This is a genomic window from Bacillus sp. RB3 (assembly GCF_030164735.1).
In the GTDB taxonomy this organism is placed as follows: Bacteria; Bacillota; Bacilli; order Bacillales; family Bacillaceae_G; genus Bacillus_A; species Bacillus_A cereus.
On sequence record NZ_JASNGE010000006.1, the window covers coordinates 29,729 to 48,985 of the forward strand.

Below are 19,257 nucleotides of genomic sequence, written 5' to 3' on the forward strand. Positions count from 1 at the left end.
TTCTCCATAATTTATTCAAAGACTGAATAATTACTTATTTATTTAACATTCTAAAAATAGTTGATAAAGATGCTTTCTATTCAAAACAAAAGACTTTGCTATAAAAGTAACTTTTACAACAAAATCCATGCAACTAATTTTATTCCTCTTTCCATAATCTCTCTACATTCATTAATTGTTCTTCTTTAAACTCCATCTTATATATATCCGGTTTTGACGTATTCATTAAAAATTCAAAACCATATTGTTTATCAAAATAGTTCATCATTAATGTCATGACAAGCCCATGTGTACCAATTACAATTTTGCATCCTTGAAAATCCATTAAGATTTCTTTTAATACTTTCACTACTCTTCTCTGGCAATCTGCATATGACTCTCCTTCCGTTCGTGCAAAGTCCGGATTAGAGAACATCTTCTGTACAAGTGGATACACCTCTTTGTCTGATATAACCTGATCCTCACTTGAAAACATACACTCTTTAAGATTTTCATATACTACTATTTCTTTTTCATGGAAATTAGCTGACTCCTCTATCGTTAGCATAGCCCGATTATAAGGACTGGAAATAAAAGTATCAATCCTCTCCGCTTTTAATATGTCAGTTACTCTACGGGCATCCATATGTCCCCTCTCAGTTAACCCGCGCATTCTTTCATTTCCTTCTAGTTTTGGTGATTCACCATGTCTAACCATATAAATATATGTGCTCATAATTTCTCCTTAAAATTTTTTATAAAGTGAAACTTTAATTAGCCCTCACTAATCGGGCTTTTACAGGCAGCCCGCCCCCAGCTAATTTCTTTGCTTCCGCTAAATTTTGAGGTGGGGGTCTTACTGCCCGGCAAATAGCGAGATAAGTTAATAAATCACGTTCATTTATCCCATTTCAACACTTAGGCGTAATACTAAAATACTTTATAAACTGTGCTGATTTGTTCGTCTAATCCATTCTCCTACTAAACTCTCAAATAATTCAGGCTGCTCAATTTGCAAATTATGCCCTGCCATATCTAACACTGCTAATGTTGCCCTTGGATATTCTTCAATAATTTCTATAATATTTTGATAACCTACTGATATACCTTGTCTTCCAGTCAGTAAAAGAACGGGATTTTCATATTTTTTACGCTGAAAATCCATAGTAAGAGAGTAATTCTTTTGCAACCTTTCAATAAATTCATCATTAGCAACATCTAACCCAGGCTTAATTTCTTCTTTAAATCGCTTATATGTATATTCATTTGCTATTACAGCTAACTCACAAAATTCCTCTCTTTCTGTGGAAGTGAGCGTATTTAAAAATTCCTCATCTTGTACAATTACCTGTTTATCTGGAAGAATCCTTTTTTCTGGCTCCGCTACAACAACAGGACATACTAATAATAATCCGCTAACTCTCTCAAACATCTTTGCAAGTATACCTTTGGCTAAATAGCCTCCATATGATTCTCCTACCAATAAAAATTTTTCAGTAGAAATGATTTCCTCAATAAATGTGATAAGCACTTCTACTATACGATCTGAACTATTTATCCAATTTGGAGCATTCGATTTTCCCATACCAGGTAAATCAATATATATTCGCTTATAACCTTCATACTTCTGAAATACTGATTCCATACATTTCATCATTAACCTATGGTCAGGGGAGCAGCCATGTATGATAATGACTGGTTTACCCTCTCCCACAATTTCATAGTATATTTCTGCATCTTTAATTCGATATATCATAAAAAAGCCTCCCTATTTAGTGGCAATACTATTCCACTCTGTAAGAATACACGTTCTTATTTTATATCCTTTCTCAACATTTTCACAAATGTTAATTTTCAGATCAAAAATAAAAATCTCACCAAAAAAAGATACACATCATTTTATATGCAATTTTGCATCTCCACTTACAAATCACTAAAAAAACTTTACAATTCAAAGGATGACTAAATATACAATTTCTATTTAAAGTCTTGATACAGTCTATACTATCAACCGCAATATTTTTTCAACCTTAAGAATACTTACACTCTTTAACACTTTCCTTATAAACATGATTTTTATAAGGAAATCTGATACAATTCTTAAATAATATTATTATGTATAGATATAACGAACATAGTGCATAATTAAAGAAGGTGATTTCATTGAAATTAAATAAAAATTTACAATTATGTATATTAATCGGAACATTGATATGCTATTCAATCTATTTTATGTTTTTCTATCTGTTCCCTACTCATTTTTCAAATTCAGATGTACGCTTCGCTTCACTTGTCGTTGAAGCCATTACATTTGTATCACTGATTTACTCTATATATTCTAAGAAAGTCAGTTCAAATCCGTTTTGGATATGTATTACAATAGCAATTGGTAGTTTTTTATTAGGAAAAATAGTATATACATATCAAGATAGCTTCTTCGAAATTCCAATACATCGTTTTACGGTTTCTGATGTATTTTACATGGTTTTTCTATTTTTCTGTCTTATCGCTTTCTGCTATAAAATCTTAAAGGAATGCAATAAATGGGAAAAAGCGTTCTTTATTTGTGATATATGCATAGTGCTTACTTCCATATTCACATTAGAATGGTATTTATTTAATCAACCAAATTTAAATATATTCGCTCTTTCACTAGGAGATGTTTTCCTTTCATTTTTATACCCAATTGCAGATTTATTATTTCTACTGCTAGGTGTTAGTCTCTTTTTCCGTCCAACAATTTTTAATTCCAAACGGAAAATTTATATCTTTATTTTTGTATTAATAAGTTCTGCAACTTTTAACTATATTTATTTTTACTTAAATAACCACTTATCAACTGAAACTATAATATTATTACGTCTTTTATATAGAATACCTATATTACTTATTGCAATAGCTGGCTCTATTTCAGAAGATCATAATAGCCATAAAAATTATTTCCTTGTAAACCCTATAATAGGAAAAAAAGCTTTAGTTGTATTTCCCTATCTTGCTGTTGCAATACTAATCGGGTTTACATTAAAAGAACAAACATCCTCTTCAACTCTCATTACAGGAAATTGTATTACTTTTATTTTCGTACTCATTCGTCATTCTATCGTACGTATGCAAAACAATTCCTTAACAAAACGTTTGCAGGCATTTAATGCCCAACTAGAAGAAAAAGTTACTTTACGGACGTCTGATTTAGTTCATAAATCAGAGGCTCTTTCTCAAAAACAGCAAAAGTTTAAATCATTATATGAATATCATCCTGACCCTATCTTCACCATTGATTTAAATGGAATATTCTTAAATGTAAATAAGGCTGGGAGTGTACTACTTGGGGCACCAACGGATGAGTTACTAGGTGAAACTTGTTTTTCGATCATTTTAGATGAAGATAAGCATAAGCTAGCATTGGCATTAGAAAAAGTGAAACAACAAGAATCGGCATTCTTACAACTTAGTTCTCAATATAAAGATGGCTTTACTTATTTTTTATACGTTACAATCATTCCTATTATAATAGACGGACAAATTTCAGGAAGCTATATTATGGTGAAAGATATTACTGCACTAAAAAAACAGCAAGAAGAAATAAAATATTTAGCATTCCATGACACTGTAACGAAAATTGGGAACCGTGCCTTTTTCCATAAGAAATTAAAGAGAGTTATAAAAAATGCTAAAATAACAGAAAGCGAGTTTGCATTATTATATTTAGATTTAGATCGCTTTAAAGCAATTAACGATACACTTGGACATTCATCAGGAGATTACATATTAGAAGAAGTAGCAAAGCGATTCCAATCATGTCTTCCATCACATACTCATCTTTCAAGAATCGGTGGCGATGAATTTACAATCATAATTGAAAACTATATTGACGAAGATTACTTATTCCAATTATGTAACCAATTATTTGAATGCATGAAAAAGTCATTTATCATACATGAGCATAAATTAACTTTATCACTGAGTATCGGCATCGCTATTTATCCACATTCCGGAATCGATACCGCTACACTTCTGAAAAACGCTAATGTTGCAATGTATGATGCAAAAGCAAAAGAGCTTAACTCTGTCTCTATTTATGACGATGTAATCGCTAAAAAAATTGAAAGACGATTACGATTAGAAAAAGATTTACCAAACGCACTACAAAATGAAGAATTGTTCCTTTTGTATCAACCTCAAGTTGATAGTGAATCTAATAAAATTATCGGTGCAGAAGCTTTAATTAGGTGGAATCATCCTGAATTAGGTATTATTTCTCCATACGAGTTTATTCCGATTGCAGAAGAAACACTACAAATTATTTCAATAGGAAAATGGACATTAGAGCAGGCTTGCAAGCAAATGAAACGTTGGCACGCACTCGGATATTCACATTTAAAAATAGGTGTAAATTTATCTGCTAAAGAATTTGAACAAGAAGATTTTGTAAAATCTATTTCTTCTACTTTAACAAATACAGGTTTACCAGCAAGCTCTCTTGATCTTGAATTAACAGAGCGAATTGCAATGATGGATGAGCGAGAAACATTGATAAAACTGCGTACACTAAAAAGTTTAGGGATTCACATTTCTATCGACGATTTTGGTACAGGTTATTCTTCGCTAGCCTACTTACCTTTGTATCCAATTGATACGTTAAAAATCCCGAGAGAATTTATTACAATGTCTGAAACATGTGATGATGGAATGGAAATTATTAAAACGATCATCACATTAGCAAATACATTAGGAATGTCTGTCATTGCTGAAGGTGTAGAAACGAAAGAGCACGTAAATTTCCTTCAAAAAAATAAATGTCAGTTTATTCAAGGTTATTATTACAGTAAACCTATTCATATTCATGCATTTACTGAGCTATTAGAAAACGGCATTCACCGATAGTACATAACTAATTAGAATAAATAATAATGAATTTGAACAAATATAGTAAAAAGGAAAGAAGATACCTTCTTTCCTTTTGTTTTTCTATTTACATTTCTATTACTCCACCACTTCATTTATTATATCTATTATTTGATGAATTCCCTCATCATTTGTTTTCTTATATCCATTCATGTTTTGAATATATTTCTCCTTATTTGTATACAACTTATTTACTGCATGTATAAATGTATTCGTACTTACTCTGTCTTGGAGTATAACTTCCGCATATCCTTGCCGTGAAAAATATTCAGCATTTAAAACTTGATCTCCCCTGCTGGAACTGTTAGTTAACGGGATAAGCAACATCGGTTTCTTCAAAAATAACAATTCAGAAATAGCAGTAGAACCCGCTCTGGAAACTACAACACTTGCCATATTTAGTATATGCGGCAACTCGTCGCCTATATATTCAAATTGCATATACCCCTCCATGCCAATAGATGGGTCTACCTTCCCTTTACCACATATATGAATAATATTAAAGTTTAATAGCATTGTATCTAAACATTCCCTTACCATATCATTTATCCACTTAGCACCTTGACTCCCACCCATAATTAATAATACTGGTTTATCTTGCTGAAATTCACAATATCTTCTTCCTCGTAATACGTTACCCTTCTCAATTTCTTCCCTTACAATTGGTCCTACATAAACCTTCTTCTCATTACTTACATTTTCTCCTGTCTGAGGAAATGTTGTGCATAGCTTTGTAGCAAAAGGTAATGCTATTTTATTGGCAAGTCCTAATGTGCTATCTGGTTCACGTATAATTATAGGCACACGATTTAACCATGCTCCTATAGCTACAGGAACTGAAACAAATCCTCCTGCTGAAAAGATAACGTCAGGCTTTGTTTTCTTAATTAATTTATAACTTTGTAAACAACCTCGTATAATTTTAAAAGGATCTTTAAAATTTTCCCAATCCCAATATCTCCTAAGCTTGCCCGTTGAAACACTATTGTATTTAACATTTTGCACTAATGATTTTTCAATTCCATTTTTGGATCCAATATACTCGACTCTCCAGCCTTTCTCTATAAATTTAGGAATTAATACAATATTAATCATAACGTGTCCGGCTGTACCGCCCCCAGTAAAAAGAATCGTTTTGCTCATAACTTATACCCACCTTTATTATTAAAAATCTAGCTTTATATTTACCTTTTAAATGTAAATAAAATTATTATTTTTTATATAAATCTTTAACTCCACCTCTATATCTTGTAAAAGATCTTTAATGAGTTCATAAAAATCATTTCCATACTCACTACACTCGTATTGAGCAAAGATTTGAATCACATATCTAGTTTCCGTCTCTAATGCTGACTTTATTTGATTAACCCTTTTTTCTTCTACATACGCTTGATATTTATGTATTGCCTCATAAAGACGCAATACATGCGCTTCTTCATCTCTCCAATCCAACGCATCAACAATTGAAAGAAATAGCGTATTTTGATTATCTATTATTTCATAATCATTCATATATTTCTTACACCCTTTTTTGTTTTTCATTGCATGCAGATGTCACTACACTTCGCATACTCAAGTACATCTTTTAATGATTGATGAAATTCAATTTCTGGGATCCAACCTAACCTTTTTATTTCCTCTATTGCTAAACTCTCATTTGAGTCGCTCCCACTTTTCTCTGTTTCCTCTATAAAAAAATTTAGCTGTGTTAATTCTTTATATTGTTCTAGTACATTTAACAAAGATCGTTTTACTCCTGATCCGATATTATATTGTTTTCCATTTATTCCATCTCGTAATAACACATGATACGCTTTAATCGCATCACGTACATCTAGAAAATCTCTACTATCTTTCAAACTGTTTACTTCAATAATGGCTTTACTTCTACCTGATTCTATATCTATCATTTTCTTTGCGAGAATCGAACAAATGCCATTCGATTCCCCTGGACCAATTAAGTTTGAGGGCTTTGCAATGATAATATTTGAATCCATTAATCCTCCCCAAGCCTCTGCAATAATAACTTGCATCGTTTTACTTAAACTATATGGATTTGAAATTTTTATTTCGTTCATACTATCTGCTTGCAAAGCAGATCCTATAACTAATGTTCTACAATGCGAGGCTTCTTGCTTAATTGCTTCTAATAAATATAATGTTCCTATTACATTAACCTCTATATATTCAAGGGCAGCTGTCCAAGATTCTATAACCGAATTCCTTCCTGCTAAATGCAATACGTAGTCTGGCTTTATTTGTTTCATTACCTTCATTACTTCGCTCTTATTAGTTAAATTACAAGTAATACCATTTCTAATTTTTTCTCCATATGCACGATTTTGAAACATAGGAATTACATGAAAGCCCTGCTGTAAAAAATAGTGGCAAGCATGGCGTCCTGTGAAACCATTTGCACCAGTTATTAAAAGGCTCGCATTTTTTTTCATCGCAAAAACCCTCCTTTTAATAGCATTTGTTTCACCTCATGTTTTGCAAGTAAATCTTGTTGAGAACTAAAACTCTTCACATCCACTAGAGGATAGCTTGAATAATATTGTTGAAGTCCTTGTATAGGAATAGTCGGTAGTACCACAAAATAATTTTGATCAAAACTTATACTTGTTTTACTCTCTACCTCAGATAGAAGCATTTCACTTAATTTTTCACCCGGTCTTATCCCTACCTCTTTTACCTTAACATTTTCTTTTCCAGAATCTTCAATTAATACTTCTGCTAAATCTGTTATTTTACATGCCGGCATTTTCATAACAAAGATTTCCCCGCCTCTACCTTGAGATACGGCTTTAAATAACAACCCAACAGCATCTTCAACTGTTAAGAAAAATCTAGTCATATTCGCATCGGTAATCCCTACTTGTGAAGATTTTTTAATTTGTTGTTTAAAAAGTGGTACTACACTTCCACTCGTTCCTAAAACATTTCCACCACGAACACAAATGAATTTTGTTTTCTTCGTTTGTATATTCGCATGAACCATTAATTTTTCACCAATTGCTTTTGTCATCCCATACGTATTTGATGGATCAGCTGCTTTATCAGTTGAAACATATATAACTTTTTCAACTTGCATCTGTATAGAGGCTTCAATTACATTTTGCGTACCATGTATATTGGTTTTTATAGCTTCATAAGGATAATACTCACATACTGGAACATGTTTTAAAGCTGCAAGATGGAACACATAATGTACACCTTGGCAAGCATAGACTAGTTGATCTTTATCACGAATATCTCCAATAATAAATTTTAACCTATCATCATTTATAAACTGCTGCTGCATTTCAAACTGAACCGTTTCATTTCTTGAAAAAATTCTAATTTCTTTCGGTGATTTTTCTAATAGTTGTTTTATAAGTTCATGCCCCCACGAACCTGTACCACCAGTAATTAAAATTATTTTATTTAACATTCTTCTTCCTCCTACGAAACATCTCAATTTAAATAATATTTATTGAATTATTTTCAATTGATTCAAATCATAATCGTCGTTTGTTACATTTAATTGACAAAATAAAAAAACAGAAACTATTAAACGTAGTTTCTGTTTTTCATTTCATCTCACAACAGTAAGATTTTTTATACTGTTTGCATGATAAATAAATTCCTTGTAAAAAAACACCGCTCATTTATTTCTTATACTCGTAATAAAATAAATAGAATGATTCATAGCCAATAATCATGTTTAAATTTATGAAAAAGGGAGGTAACGGAATGGACCGAAGCAATTCAAATCATACATATAACGGACCTTCCAAAGCACTGCCTCTCTCCCTATTCGACGTAAAAAATGAATTGAAACAAAAAAGCAAACTTATTCCTTCTGACACCATGTATAAATTAACGAAAGAAGAACAACTCATCATCAACAAAATAAAAATACAAACAGAACAACTAAATAAAAATAATGTTACAAGAACACGCGCATACTACCAATTTTACATTCAATATCCAGAAATACATTGGGCACTGCTTGGGCATATGGTATCACGTAACGGCGGTTGGAATATGACTGATTTAAAGGGCGATTTATATACGAGAATTTTATCAGAGAAAGATCAATTCATATTTTTTTCTTTTTTAGAAAGAGGGAATTGGCTTATTTTCCAAGATGTATACCCTCAATTTTTACTTTACGAACAAAGTGTAAAGAGATCACAAAAGTTATTTCACCTTCTCCCTCACCTAAATGTTTCTACATTTATGGAAACGATGTGGAACCATTTTTGGAAAACAGGTAACAAAAAAACTTTAGCAATTGCAACTATTATTAATGAACAAAACTACTTAGAAAAAAGAGTAATTCAAAATGTACAATTTAAAAAGACTGTACTAAATAGTATTGGATTTAAACTCTTTGATTTCTTTCAGTTTAATCATATCCTTTTCCCATTCTACGAAAATGATAAGAAACAAAAAGTATTACTATTTGGTGATACAATGAAACATTTCACTTCCTTACATGAACGGATATTAATTGGAAAAAGATTGTACTCATTATTATTTCGAGATACACATGTTTTATCTCAAATAATAAGCTGGGCTCAACACCATCCACATACAGGATCTAGGAAAGATTACTGGCCCCATTTATTTTCAAGTGTAAATGAATCTTTTTCCCGTGAGTTTTATAAGCGCCGAATTAAGAAATGCCAGTTACGAAATGGCGCTTATCGTATATACAGCCCTGCACTCATCTATGCATGGCGAGATATGAAGCATGAAGAAGTTGACAGTGAAGATTGGTTTACCGATTGGCAAGTTGTAAATTACTTAGTTGATAAGGAGGAAAATATAAATGGACAAATTACAGAAGACTACTGCAAAACACTCGAAAAAATTGAAATCGCCATTCTCGCAAAGAAAAATGTCCTCCTCCGAGAAGAAGAATGAGTTTCTAGCATTAGTAGTTACAATCTTTCTCTCTTCTATTATTGCAACTTGCTTAGATGCCTTTTTTGTTCATAAACAAATATATTCCTTTCCGGCTAGGCCCTTCTCATCCACATTTTCGGTTAATATAGCTTTTACATTGTTCGTACTGCCGATTTTAACAGTTATCTTTATACACATTTCAAAAAAATTATCTAAAGTTTCTAGAATTTCATTTATTATTTCAATCGGTATTTGTGCTAGCCTTTTTGAACAGATTGCTGAAAGTTTAGGTTTATTTGTACATAGTGCGAATTGGAACCATACATATTCTTTATTTGGTTATATAATTTTTCATTCTTTTATTTGGAACGTATATAATTGGATAAAAAAATAAAGAGACCATTATAGGTCTCTTCTTAAGCATACTCTTCCGTTATTACTAATGGTGTCAATGTTTGAAGGCTTTTAGAGCGTAAACGATAGGCAACGACTTTCTTCTTATATTGCTTAATGACATCAACATGTTCCTCATAGCTATATAGCGAAAATCTAATCTCTTTACTCCCTTTCTTCGTATCAATGACTATTGGTGTCCCTTCTCCGTGCGGCGGGAAATAATGTTTATCTAAAAACAACGCCTCATTAAATTCATGAATAACTTGTAGTTTCATTTCTCCCTCTATATTTTTTCCATCTATCGATATAGAAGTATTTTCCGCCTCAAGCTTTTGATGCAATTCAAATCTACTAATAATTGATTCTACAACAGAAGTGGGCATGCTAGAAACTAATACTTTAATAGCTCCAAAAACAAATAATGTAACTATAAACCATGTTGTCATTGTTATCATCTCCATTACATTTAAAAAATAAATTTCGTTCCATACGGTATTAGTATACTAATAAGTATTCCAGTTACAATCATCGTTACCGAACCGATAGTCGCTTCTTTCTCGCCTTCTTTCACTAAACGACTCACACCGATAATATGTGATGCACAGCCCATTCCAACTCCTTTTCCAATCGTACTTGTTATACGGAAAAACTTAAGTACTGTTGGTCCGATCATAGCACCTGTTATTCCTGCAACAACTACAAAACTAGAAGTCATAGATGGAATACCACCAATTTGATCCGCTATTGAAAGGGCAATTGGCATTGTCGCTACCTGTGGTAAAGTAGTTAATATAAGTTCCTTATCTATATTTAAAATTCCGCCAATCACTACATTCATGCTCGTTACAGCCACTATACCTATCACTACTCCGATTAGTATCGATGAAAAATTTTTCATCAGTATCTTTCGCTCTTTAAATAGAGGTATGGCCAATGCTACAATTGCAGGGCTCAATAAGCTTGAAAGAATGTTTCCCCCATTTTCCCTATACTCATGATGAGAAATACCAAAAATCAAAAATAAACAAATCATAATTGCCGTAACTGTTAACACTGGTAACGTAAATGCAAACGTAAATTTTTTATATAGCTTTGTCGCCAAGAAATAAATTGCTACAGTAATAATAATTAAGACCATTTGAATCGTGCACCTTGTCGATTTTATTTTTTTGATGTGACTAATAATTGACTTATATACCCTGAAACAATCAAAGTTACTACAGTGCTTGCAACTACTAAAAGGAATATAATACTTCCCTTACTGAAAAGAAAAGACCCGTATTCCATGAGCCCTGTTGTCGAAGGGATTAAAAATAACGGTAAAAATACGATTAACTTTTCCGAACCTAACTCAAACCATTTTAACGGTAAAACGCGAGTGGAAAGGAGCAGGAACAGTATTAACATCCCTATTAAATTCCCTGGTATTGATAGATGGAATATTTCCTGAATCCACGTACCCACTAGGCTAAATACATATAGCACGCCTACTTGAAGTAAAAGCGTCACGTACTTCATTTCTTTCCCTCATTTCACTATCACACATCCATATTATGAAATCTCATTTAGCGTGTCGGCAAACCGTTTAATTCCAAGTTGAATTTGTTCTATATTCGCTCTACCAAACGTAAATCGTATATATTCATTTTTCGAACCTAAAACACTGCCCGGAACAAATGCGACACCATTCCGTATAGATTCACCTAATAAGTGATATTCATCAAACTTTCCTGTTACTTTACACCATACATGTATTCCACCCTCTGGCACGAAACATTCAACTCGTTCTCCCAATGTTCCTTCAAGCTCTGCAATTAATTCATCTCTTCTTTGCTTCAATTGTCCACGAAGTATCGTAATATGTGTATGGAAATCCTTTGATTCTAAAAATTGATTTGCTACCCACTGCGTAAATACACTATGGCCAAAATCAACTTGTTGCTTTGCATCTGCTAAACGCTCAATTACGCGTGTAGGACCAATTACCCATCCAATACGTAATCCTGATGCAACAATTTTTGATAGTGAACTTATATAAAGAACATTTCCATTTTGGTCCATTGATTTTAATGTTGGGTTCACTTCTCCATTAAAAGAGATTAAACTATACGGATCATCTTCTACAATTGGTATACCGAACTCAGAAGACAGTTCTAAAATTTTTTTACGTCTCGCTAATGAAAGCACAGTACCCGTCGGATTCTGATAATCTGGATTCAAAAATACCATACGAATGCGATGCTTTTTGTGCAAATCGATTAAGTCATCTGGATTCATTCCATGCTCATCAACAGGTAAATGAAATATGTTTAAACCGGCCGATTTAAACATTGGAAGCGAAAAACAATACGAAGGATCTTCAATCGCAATCGCATCGCCAGGTTTTAATAAACATTGAACGATAAGATTAAGTGCCTGTTGTGCTCCAGATGTAATAAGAATAGAGCTTGAATCTGCTTCAATTTGTTTATATTGCTGAACATGTGCTGCAATTGTTTTTCTCAACATCTCATTTCCAAGTGGATGGTCATAGCCGAGATTTTCCATAAATGTTTTCTCCGACAAAATTGTTCGAAATCTGTCACTTGGAATTAATTCTGGTGACAGTTCACCACTTGCTAAATTAATTAAATCATCTTTTTGTGTTTCCGTTCGAATTTGTTGAACGAGTGGTACGTTAGGTAAGAACGATCCATCCTCCACGTACCTACCCCAGTTCGGTATTCGTTTATGTGAGACACCCCATATGTCTGTATTGACCCGTGTTCCGCTTCCCTTTTGCCGTTCTACTACTCCAAGTGATTTTAATTCTTCATACGCAGCTACTATTGTACTCCGGTTCACCTGTAATTCCTTTGCTAACATACGCTCAGAAGGTAACTTACTATCAGAAGGAAATTCGCCTGAAGAAATGCCTCTTTCAATATAATCTGCAATTTGTTTATATACAGGTGTCTTATCTGCACGATTTGGTTTCCATTCCATATAGTTCCCTCCTTTCAAAACGAACTATCCTCATTTTTTACTAACAGTATTCACCGTAAAAATAGTATTAATTAGTCACATTTTCTTATCCGTAAATGGATATATCCAAAATGGTTCTCTTTCTGATTACTCAATAGCTTCTGAAATTCCAACTTCATACTCTCATTTCAGTTCTTTTACAAACTATTAAATCATTACCGCATACCATGTTACCCCAACTAGTAGAACAAAAAGAAGAAGAATATAGATTGCAGATAAGTTTTTCACATTTCTTTTTGTAGACTTACCGTAATTCTCCTCCACGTTTCTTGCAACTATTACAGTCCCAAATAGCGATACAATTACAATAATAACGACTAGTGAAATTGCAAAACTCATTGTCTTTTCACCTCTCTAAGACCCATCTATTTTAATTAAAGAACTTACATAAAAACCTTCCTCTTTAAAACGTTGATAACATACTACCTTTCTTCTCTTATCATAATAGATGTTTGCAAAAAGCGGACCAACCACTTTCGTGTTTTTTTGCTCATCCACTTAAAAAATAAAAAGCAACTGATCACTTAGGACCAGTTGCTTTTTTCACACAATAATTTTTCATTTAAAATTAATTCGATTTAAAAGTTTCGCCTTTTCATAATGAAACATCGACTGAGATAACTCAAAAATTGTTCCATTTACAAGATACACTGTATTTTCAATAAGAAGCGCCGGATCACCTTCATTTAATTCTAAAAGCTGTGCATTTTCTTTATTTACTTTTTCACAACTAATAACTTTATCAGCAAAACCAATATTTAATCGTAAATCTTCAATGAAATAACTGTATACAGAGCTTAATGCTATTTCTTCGTTCAAATATGGAATAATATCCTTTTTGAAATAACTTACTTCAATAGAGAATGGTTTAGCATCTACAATTCTTAAGCGCTTCAAAAAATACAACCTAGTTCCAGCTTCGCATTGCATCTGCTTTGCTATCTCTTCGTCCGCATCTATTACTTCAAGCTCTAACACTTTCGTTTCAATATTTTGTGAAACAAGATTTTTCGTTAATCCACGTAAACTTCCTAAATTAATGTAATCTGTTACAGAAGTTTCGCGTAAAAACATGCCACTACCTTGCACTTGAAAAATATAACCTCTATTCACAAGCTGACTAATTACTTTACGTATCGTATTACGGCTTACTTCAAATCGATTCATCAACGCTTCTTCTGTAGGTAGTTTTTTCGTTTCATTAAAAAGCCCATCTCGAATGTTTTGCTCTAACACATCTGCAATTTGTTTATACTTTGCACTCATACACTTTCTCCTAAAATACTCTTTTATCTGTTATAACTCTTCCCCTCTCGTTTCGATCACACGTTTATACCAATGAAACGAAAGTTTCTTCTTACGTTTTAAGTTATCATTATGATCGACAAAAATAAAGCCATATTGCTTTTTATATCCATTTAACCAACTTAAAAGATCAATCACTGACCATGCATAATAACCTTTTAAGTTAATTCCCTCTTCAATTGCACGCTTCATTACTTTTAAATGCGCTTCAATAAATTTAATTCTCGGAACATCTACAATTTCTCCGTCAATGATCGGATCTTCATCACCAAGTCCATTTTCCGTTACATACATCTTTATGTCACCGTAACGCGCTTTCAACATATGCAATCCCTCTAAGAAACCTTCGGGAGATATTTCCCATCCCCATTTTGTATATGTTTTATCATCCATTTTAACTGTTCGATAAAAACCATCAAAAGAAGAGTTACCTGGAGCAAGCGTTGAGTTTTCTCGAGAATGTTCCTCACTCTTTATATCCATATCGTATCTTTCTACTCGTATTGGTTGATAATAATTCAAGCCAATAAAATCATTTTCTTCTGCATTTTGTTTAATGATTTCTAATTCTTCAACCGTCCAATTAGGAGTCCATCCTTTTTCCTTTAATTGTTGTACAACATAAGACGGATACTCGCCTTTTAAAATTGGATCATAATACCAATACGTTTCATATTCATTCGCATGATTTGCTGCTTGTATATTTTCTTTTTGATCATCCACACTATAAGCTGGTAAGAAAACATGTGTAATCCCAATTTCACCATATTGTTTCAGCTGCTTGTACACCGCAACTGTTTTCGCGTGTGCATAAAATACATAATGAGTAGCTTGAAAATACTTTGGAACATCATTTTGTATTCCTGGTGGATGTGCACCTTTTAAATAACCTAATCCACAAAACATTACGGTCTCATTAAAAGTAATCCAATGCTTAACTCTGTCACCAAATGCCTTAAAACAAGTTTCTGCATATTTTACGAAAGCCTCTGCTGTTCTTTTATTCGTCCATCCACCATCTTTTTCTAACGGTAATGGTAAATCCCAATGATATAAAGTGACAAACGGCACAATCCCGTATTTTAAACATTCATCAATTAAGTTGTTATAAAATTCAATCCCTTTTTCATTTACCTTTCCATCTCCAGTCGGCAATATTCTCGCCCAAGAAATAGAAAAACGATACGATTCTAATCCCATCTCAGCCATTAAGCGAACATCTTCCTTATATCGATGATAATGATCAACAGCTACATCACCATTTGTTCCATTGTATGTTTTGCCAGGAATTTTTGAAAACTCGTCCCAATTCGTAACACCTTTTCCATCTTCATTCCATGCACCTTCTACTTGATAAGAAGCTGAAGCAGCTCCGAATAAAAAATCATGTGGAAACTTCATAGTATATACCTCCATTTCATTACAACAAATCAAATTCAATCATACATATAAAATTTATAGGTACAAATTTTATATGTATGATTATATCTTATGTTTTTATTTTTTTCTATTATAAAAGTACAATTTATATTGTTGGTTATTGGAAAAGAAAAAGAAGCGATATATTTTATCGCTTCTTACTCTCATCATCTTTATTCTTTTATTAATGACTTATTCGCTCTTATAACTTCTTGATACAATAATGGTGACCACTTTTCATTTATGTAGTCTTGAATTACCCAGCCCACTCTCAAAGGATTCTTTTGTTTTATATAGTTTGCAATTTCAGGATTTATATAAGAGGCATAGTAATATGGACTATTCCATGCTGTACCACCAGAAGACAAGCTTGTAAAATTAATATATAGATGATTTAAATCCTCGCTATTGTTCATCGTTTCATCCATCGTATCTTTAATAGATTTTACTTTCTCATCATAGCTCACTTTATATTTATCTTGTACTGTTACATTTGCATTTTGGTTTACAGTTGTGGTAAACGTCTCATTATCTGGCCAATAAAAATTATTATATCCTCCAGGTTCATTACTACCACTATATCTTTTTAGTAGTACAATTTTCCCACGAGCATCTCCAAGCTTTATATTTCCTTCTGTTTTTAAAAAAATAGGATCAACAAAATATTTTTTTTCAAACGTGCTACTAAATGAATCTTCTGCCCCTTTCATATCCTCATACTCTTTTTTTAAAGACATAATAATTGTTTCACTCGGGTTATCTTTTAAAAATTGTTTCGCTTCATTTATGAATTCATGCAGTGTTACGTAAAGATATAATGGCCCATGATGAAGAACTATCGTATTATCATCTGTTAAACGTCCTCTTATATCAAAAATGCGAGCTCCATGGTCCATTTGATAGCGAAAATCATATTCTTGCGTCATTCCCCATACTTGCTTAATCGGATTTTGCAACTTGAACGTCCCACTATCGTGTGTTCCTGGAATTGAAATTCGTGCTAACGGGATATTATCAGGTATAGGTTGCATCCATTTTGACAAATTTTCAAGCTCATTAACAGAGCTAGCTGCAACTACTCTCTTATCATGTAAAGCAAATACAAATGTGATAAATATTGTACTACATATGAATAATTTCAAAATTAACTTCTTATTGCTCATTATTATCCCTCTCTCTTTCTGTTTTTATATCAAACTTATTGAATATAATATAAGCTAGCTCAGAAAAAATAAATAACATTTCATCAATATGAAATATTGCATAGAAGTAAAGTTAAAAAATCATTCACATATACTAAATTATTTTATGTTCAATACGTATGAACCATTTTTATTCTCATATTTATAGACGTATAAATAATATTTACCTGGCTTTGCATTATAAGTTCCTTTAACTACATTGCCTTCATTTTCACCATATGCTACATAGTTATTTAAATCTGATTCATGATGAAGTACCCATGTCATTCCAATATTTTGTTCATTTAGTAGAGAAATATTAATATTTTCCGGCGAATCAATTTGGAAAGTAAATACATCTACTCTATCACTATTATGTAGCGTTCCTTTCACCGGTGTATGAAAGTTAACTTTATTTGCCTGTCTAGGCTCATTATTTGGTTCATTTTCTGTTACTTGTAATTCATTCCCACCGTTTGGTTTTCTTTGTTCATAGCCTAAGTTTGCTAGTATAGACTTCAAATCTGGTAAAACACCAATTTTATCTGCATATGGATCTTTAGATTTTGTTCCTGTGCTCTGGTTACTTAATATTGCTCTTAGTTCACTTGGTCTATATGGTTGTCCTAAATTTTCTTTAGCAATGCTTTGTACTAAAGTCGCTGCCCCAGCAATAATTGGCGAAGCACTAGATGTTCCGCTAAAGCTTGAAGTATAAAGATTTACAGCACTTCTACTTTGCTCGGCTGTAGTTGTATCTACATTTTCTCCCCATCCGTACACATCAATACGGCTTCCATAATTCGAAAACCACATACGTTCATGAGGGAAAGATGAAGAGCCAGCTCCTACCATAATTGCACCCGAATCTTTAAAATCTTTACTATTACGATTTAAGACTTGCTTACCTTTTCTATCTTTGAACTGGTCTAAATCATTCCACCCATTTGCTCCGGCCTCTATAATTACAATCCCTTTATCTGTACCAGCACGAATTGCATCAAAGATATCTGGTTGTACTTCAACAGGTAAATATTTATCACCATATCCATCGAAAGATGCTTGTGCCTCTAACAATAAAACATCCCCAGCTTCTAACTGATTTACAGCGCTTAATATTGCATCAGCCGTATTATACTGTCCATTATCTCTTATTTGAGAGATAACCTTTGCTTTCGCTTTTGGCGCAATCCCAATATTCCCAACTTCATTGTCCTCAGAGGATACAATTCCTAGTACAGACGTCCCATGACCGACATGCTGATCTATATTTCTTCCAGACATTAACTCAATTTTTTGATGTAATAAATCCTCATGATTTAATAACCATCCGTATTCCATATCAACAAAAGTGATACCATTTCCATTACCGCCTTGAATTCCCCAGGCGAAAGGCGCATTAATACCGTATGGGGCCGCTTCAAGATAACCTTGTTTTTTAAATCTAGGATTGTTACTAGGATTAAGAGCTACACTTGATGATTGCACTTCAGGTGGCATTATTTTCTCTTGTTTCTTCATATACGCATCTTCTATTAAAGAAGATGCCTTTAACTTATCTACTATTTCTTCTTCATACCCACTATTTTGATTTTGAAGAATATAGTAGTTTAATAAACTTGTAGATACATGATTAGGTGCTTTCACTTCAAGGTTTTGTATTTGTTCCGGGCTTACAGATGTGAATAAACGAGTAAATGTTACATCTGGATATTCTGTCAAAAGATCTTTTATTACTTTATCATTCGTTTGAGATTGTATTTGTTTTTCAATACCATCTTCATATGGCAAATCCAAATCCGCTTTAAATTTTACAATGATTTGCTTATCTGTTTCTTGTTCTATCCCTGATTTAATCTGCTGTTCTATAGAATCAGCATGTACACTATTGATAGTACCCCCTGTTCCTAAAAGTGTTGTAATGATTACAGTTGACGCACACATTTTTTGAAATATTTCCATTGCATTAATCCTCCTATTAATAATTAATCATTATATTAATCTATAATGATTTCGTTTCTATAACGTATTCCCTTTCTACTAAATAGATTATAGTAATCAGAAATATGAACTTCAATGTATTTTCATATGCAATATTTCATATTCGGACTCTACACTACACGAATATGAAACTTATAGTGATTATTTATTT

18 protein-coding genes are annotated in these 19,257 nt (G+C 32.6%); 3 read left to right on the forward strand and 15 right to left on the reverse strand.

Annotated elements, in window-relative coordinates; genetic code table 11:
• Positions 1–139: 139 nt before the first annotated feature.
• Together QO049_RS10515 and QO049_RS10520 are read right to left on the reverse strand one after the other, a co-directional pair.
• Positions 140–715 (reverse strand): histidine phosphatase family protein, encoded by a 576-nt coding sequence (locus QO049_RS10515; protein WP_000109178.1) that lies wholly within the window; start codon positions 713–715, stop codon positions 140–142.
• A gap of 204 nt (positions 716–919) precedes the next feature.
• Complete coding sequence (locus QO049_RS10520) at positions 920–1,735, reverse strand: alpha/beta fold hydrolase (protein ID WP_246960986.1); 816 nt, start codon at positions 1,733–1,735, stop codon at positions 920–922.
• 407 nt (positions 1,736–2,142) lie between these two features.
• On the opposite strand from QO049_RS10520, the gene QO049_RS10525 reads away from it, so the two are divergent.
• The gene (locus QO049_RS10525) at positions 2,143–4,863 is read left to right on the forward strand and encodes a putative bifunctional diguanylate cyclase/phosphodiesterase (RefSeq protein ID WP_246960989.1); all 2,721 of its coding nucleotides are present in this window, start codon (positions 2,143–2,145) and stop codon (positions 4,861–4,863) included.
• Between the two features lie 99 nt (positions 4,864–4,962).
• Here the strand turns inward: QO049_RS10525 and QO049_RS10530 are convergent, their stop codons facing one another.
• The 4 genes from QO049_RS10530 to QO049_RS10545 are packed head-to-tail and all read right to left on the reverse strand — an operon-like array spanning position 4,963 to position 8,317.
• The gene (locus QO049_RS10530; protein ID WP_246960991.1) at positions 4,963–6,027 is read right to left on the reverse strand and encodes an undecaprenyldiphospho-muramoylpentapeptide beta-N-acetylglucosaminyltransferase; all 1,065 of its coding nucleotides are present in this window, start codon (positions 6,025–6,027) and stop codon (positions 4,963–4,965) included.
• 48 nt (positions 6,028–6,075) lie between these two features.
• Positions 6,076–6,426 (reverse strand): DUF6572 domain-containing protein, encoded by a 351-nt coding sequence (locus tag QO049_RS10535; RefSeq protein ID WP_002101267.1) that lies wholly within the window; start codon positions 6,424–6,426, stop codon positions 6,076–6,078.
• Positions 6,423–7,334 (reverse strand): SDR family oxidoreductase, encoded by a 912-nt coding sequence (locus tag QO049_RS10540; RefSeq protein ID WP_000739083.1) that lies wholly within the window; start codon positions 7,332–7,334, stop codon positions 6,423–6,425. The genes QO049_RS10535 and QO049_RS10540 overlap by 4 nt, the downstream gene beginning before the upstream one ends.
• Positions 7,331–8,317, reverse strand: coding sequence for a UDP-N-acetylglucosamine 4,6-dehydratase family protein (locus QO049_RS10545; RefSeq protein ID WP_000932591.1), 987 nt, complete (start codon positions 8,315–8,317; stop codon positions 7,331–7,333). Before QO049_RS10545 ends, QO049_RS10540 begins: the two co-directional genes overlap by 4 nt.
• Positions 8,318–8,619: 302 nt before the next feature.
• Between QO049_RS10545 and QO049_RS10550 the strand changes: the two genes are divergently transcribed.
• Both QO049_RS10550 and QO049_RS10555 read left to right on the forward strand, forming a co-directional pair.
• Complete coding sequence (locus QO049_RS10550) at positions 8,620–9,798, forward strand: DUF2515 domain-containing protein (protein WP_000376162.1); 1,179 nt, start codon at positions 8,620–8,622, stop codon at positions 9,796–9,798.
• Positions 9,773–10,174 carry a CBO0543 family protein gene (locus QO049_RS10555; protein ID WP_033667178.1) on the forward strand — a complete coding sequence of 134 codons (402 nt, stop codon included), beginning with the start codon at positions 9,773–9,775 and terminating at the stop codon, positions 10,172–10,174. The genes QO049_RS10550 and QO049_RS10555 overlap by 26 nt, the downstream gene beginning before the upstream one ends.
• A 22-nt stretch (positions 10,175–10,196) precedes the next feature.
• Here the strand turns inward: QO049_RS10555 and QO049_RS10560 are convergent, their stop codons facing one another.
• The 9 genes from QO049_RS10560 to QO049_RS10600 all read right to left on the reverse strand — a co-directional run bounded on the left by QO049_RS10560 (position 10,197) and on the right by QO049_RS10600 (position 19,067).
• Complete coding sequence (locus tag QO049_RS10560; protein WP_000214645.1) at positions 10,197–10,622, reverse strand: YfmQ family protein; 426 nt, start codon at positions 10,620–10,622, stop codon at positions 10,197–10,199.
• Between the two features lie 20 nt (positions 10,623–10,642).
• On the reverse strand, positions 10,643–11,314 hold the full coding sequence (locus QO049_RS10565; protein WP_000242946.1) for an LrgB family protein: 672 nt from the start codon (positions 11,312–11,314) through the stop codon (positions 10,643–10,645).
• Positions 11,315–11,337: 23 nt separating this feature from the next.
• Positions 11,338–11,694 carry a CidA/LrgA family holin-like protein gene (locus QO049_RS10570; protein WP_000878485.1) on the reverse strand — a complete coding sequence of 119 codons (357 nt, stop codon included), beginning with the start codon at positions 11,692–11,694 and terminating at the stop codon, positions 11,338–11,340.
• 33 nt (positions 11,695–11,727) lie between these two features.
• On the reverse strand, positions 11,728–13,161 hold the full coding sequence (gene pdxR, locus QO049_RS10575) for a MocR-like pyridoxine biosynthesis transcription factor PdxR (RefSeq protein ID WP_000454966.1): 1,434 nt from the start codon (positions 13,159–13,161) through the stop codon (positions 11,728–11,730).
• Positions 13,162–13,347: 186 nt separating this feature from the next.
• Entirely contained in the window at positions 13,348–13,539 is a 192-nt protein-coding gene (locus tag QO049_RS10580; RefSeq protein WP_246960994.1) for a hypothetical protein, read from the reverse strand.
• A 219-nt stretch (positions 13,540–13,758) separates the two neighbouring features.
• The gene (locus QO049_RS10585) at positions 13,759–14,466 is read right to left on the reverse strand and encodes a GntR family transcriptional regulator (RefSeq protein ID WP_001274909.1); all 708 of its coding nucleotides are present in this window, start codon (positions 14,464–14,466) and stop codon (positions 13,759–13,761) included.
• A gap of 30 nt (positions 14,467–14,496) precedes the next feature.
• Positions 14,497–15,906 carry a glycoside hydrolase family 1 protein gene (locus tag QO049_RS10590; RefSeq protein ID WP_000671630.1) on the reverse strand — a complete coding sequence of 470 codons (1,410 nt, stop codon included), beginning with the start codon at positions 15,904–15,906 and terminating at the stop codon, positions 14,497–14,499.
• 191 nt (positions 15,907–16,097) lie between these two features.
• Positions 16,098–17,087 carry a phosphatidylinositol diacylglycerol-lyase gene (plcA, locus tag QO049_RS10595; RefSeq protein ID WP_000066292.1) on the reverse strand — a complete coding sequence of 330 codons (990 nt, stop codon included), beginning with the start codon at positions 17,085–17,087 and terminating at the stop codon, positions 16,098–16,100.
• 138 nt (positions 17,088–17,225) lie between these two features.
• Complete coding sequence (locus tag QO049_RS10600; RefSeq protein WP_000402321.1) at positions 17,226–19,067, reverse strand: S8 family peptidase; 1,842 nt, start codon at positions 19,065–19,067, stop codon at positions 17,226–17,228.
• Positions 19,068–19,257: the final 190 nt, after the last annotated feature.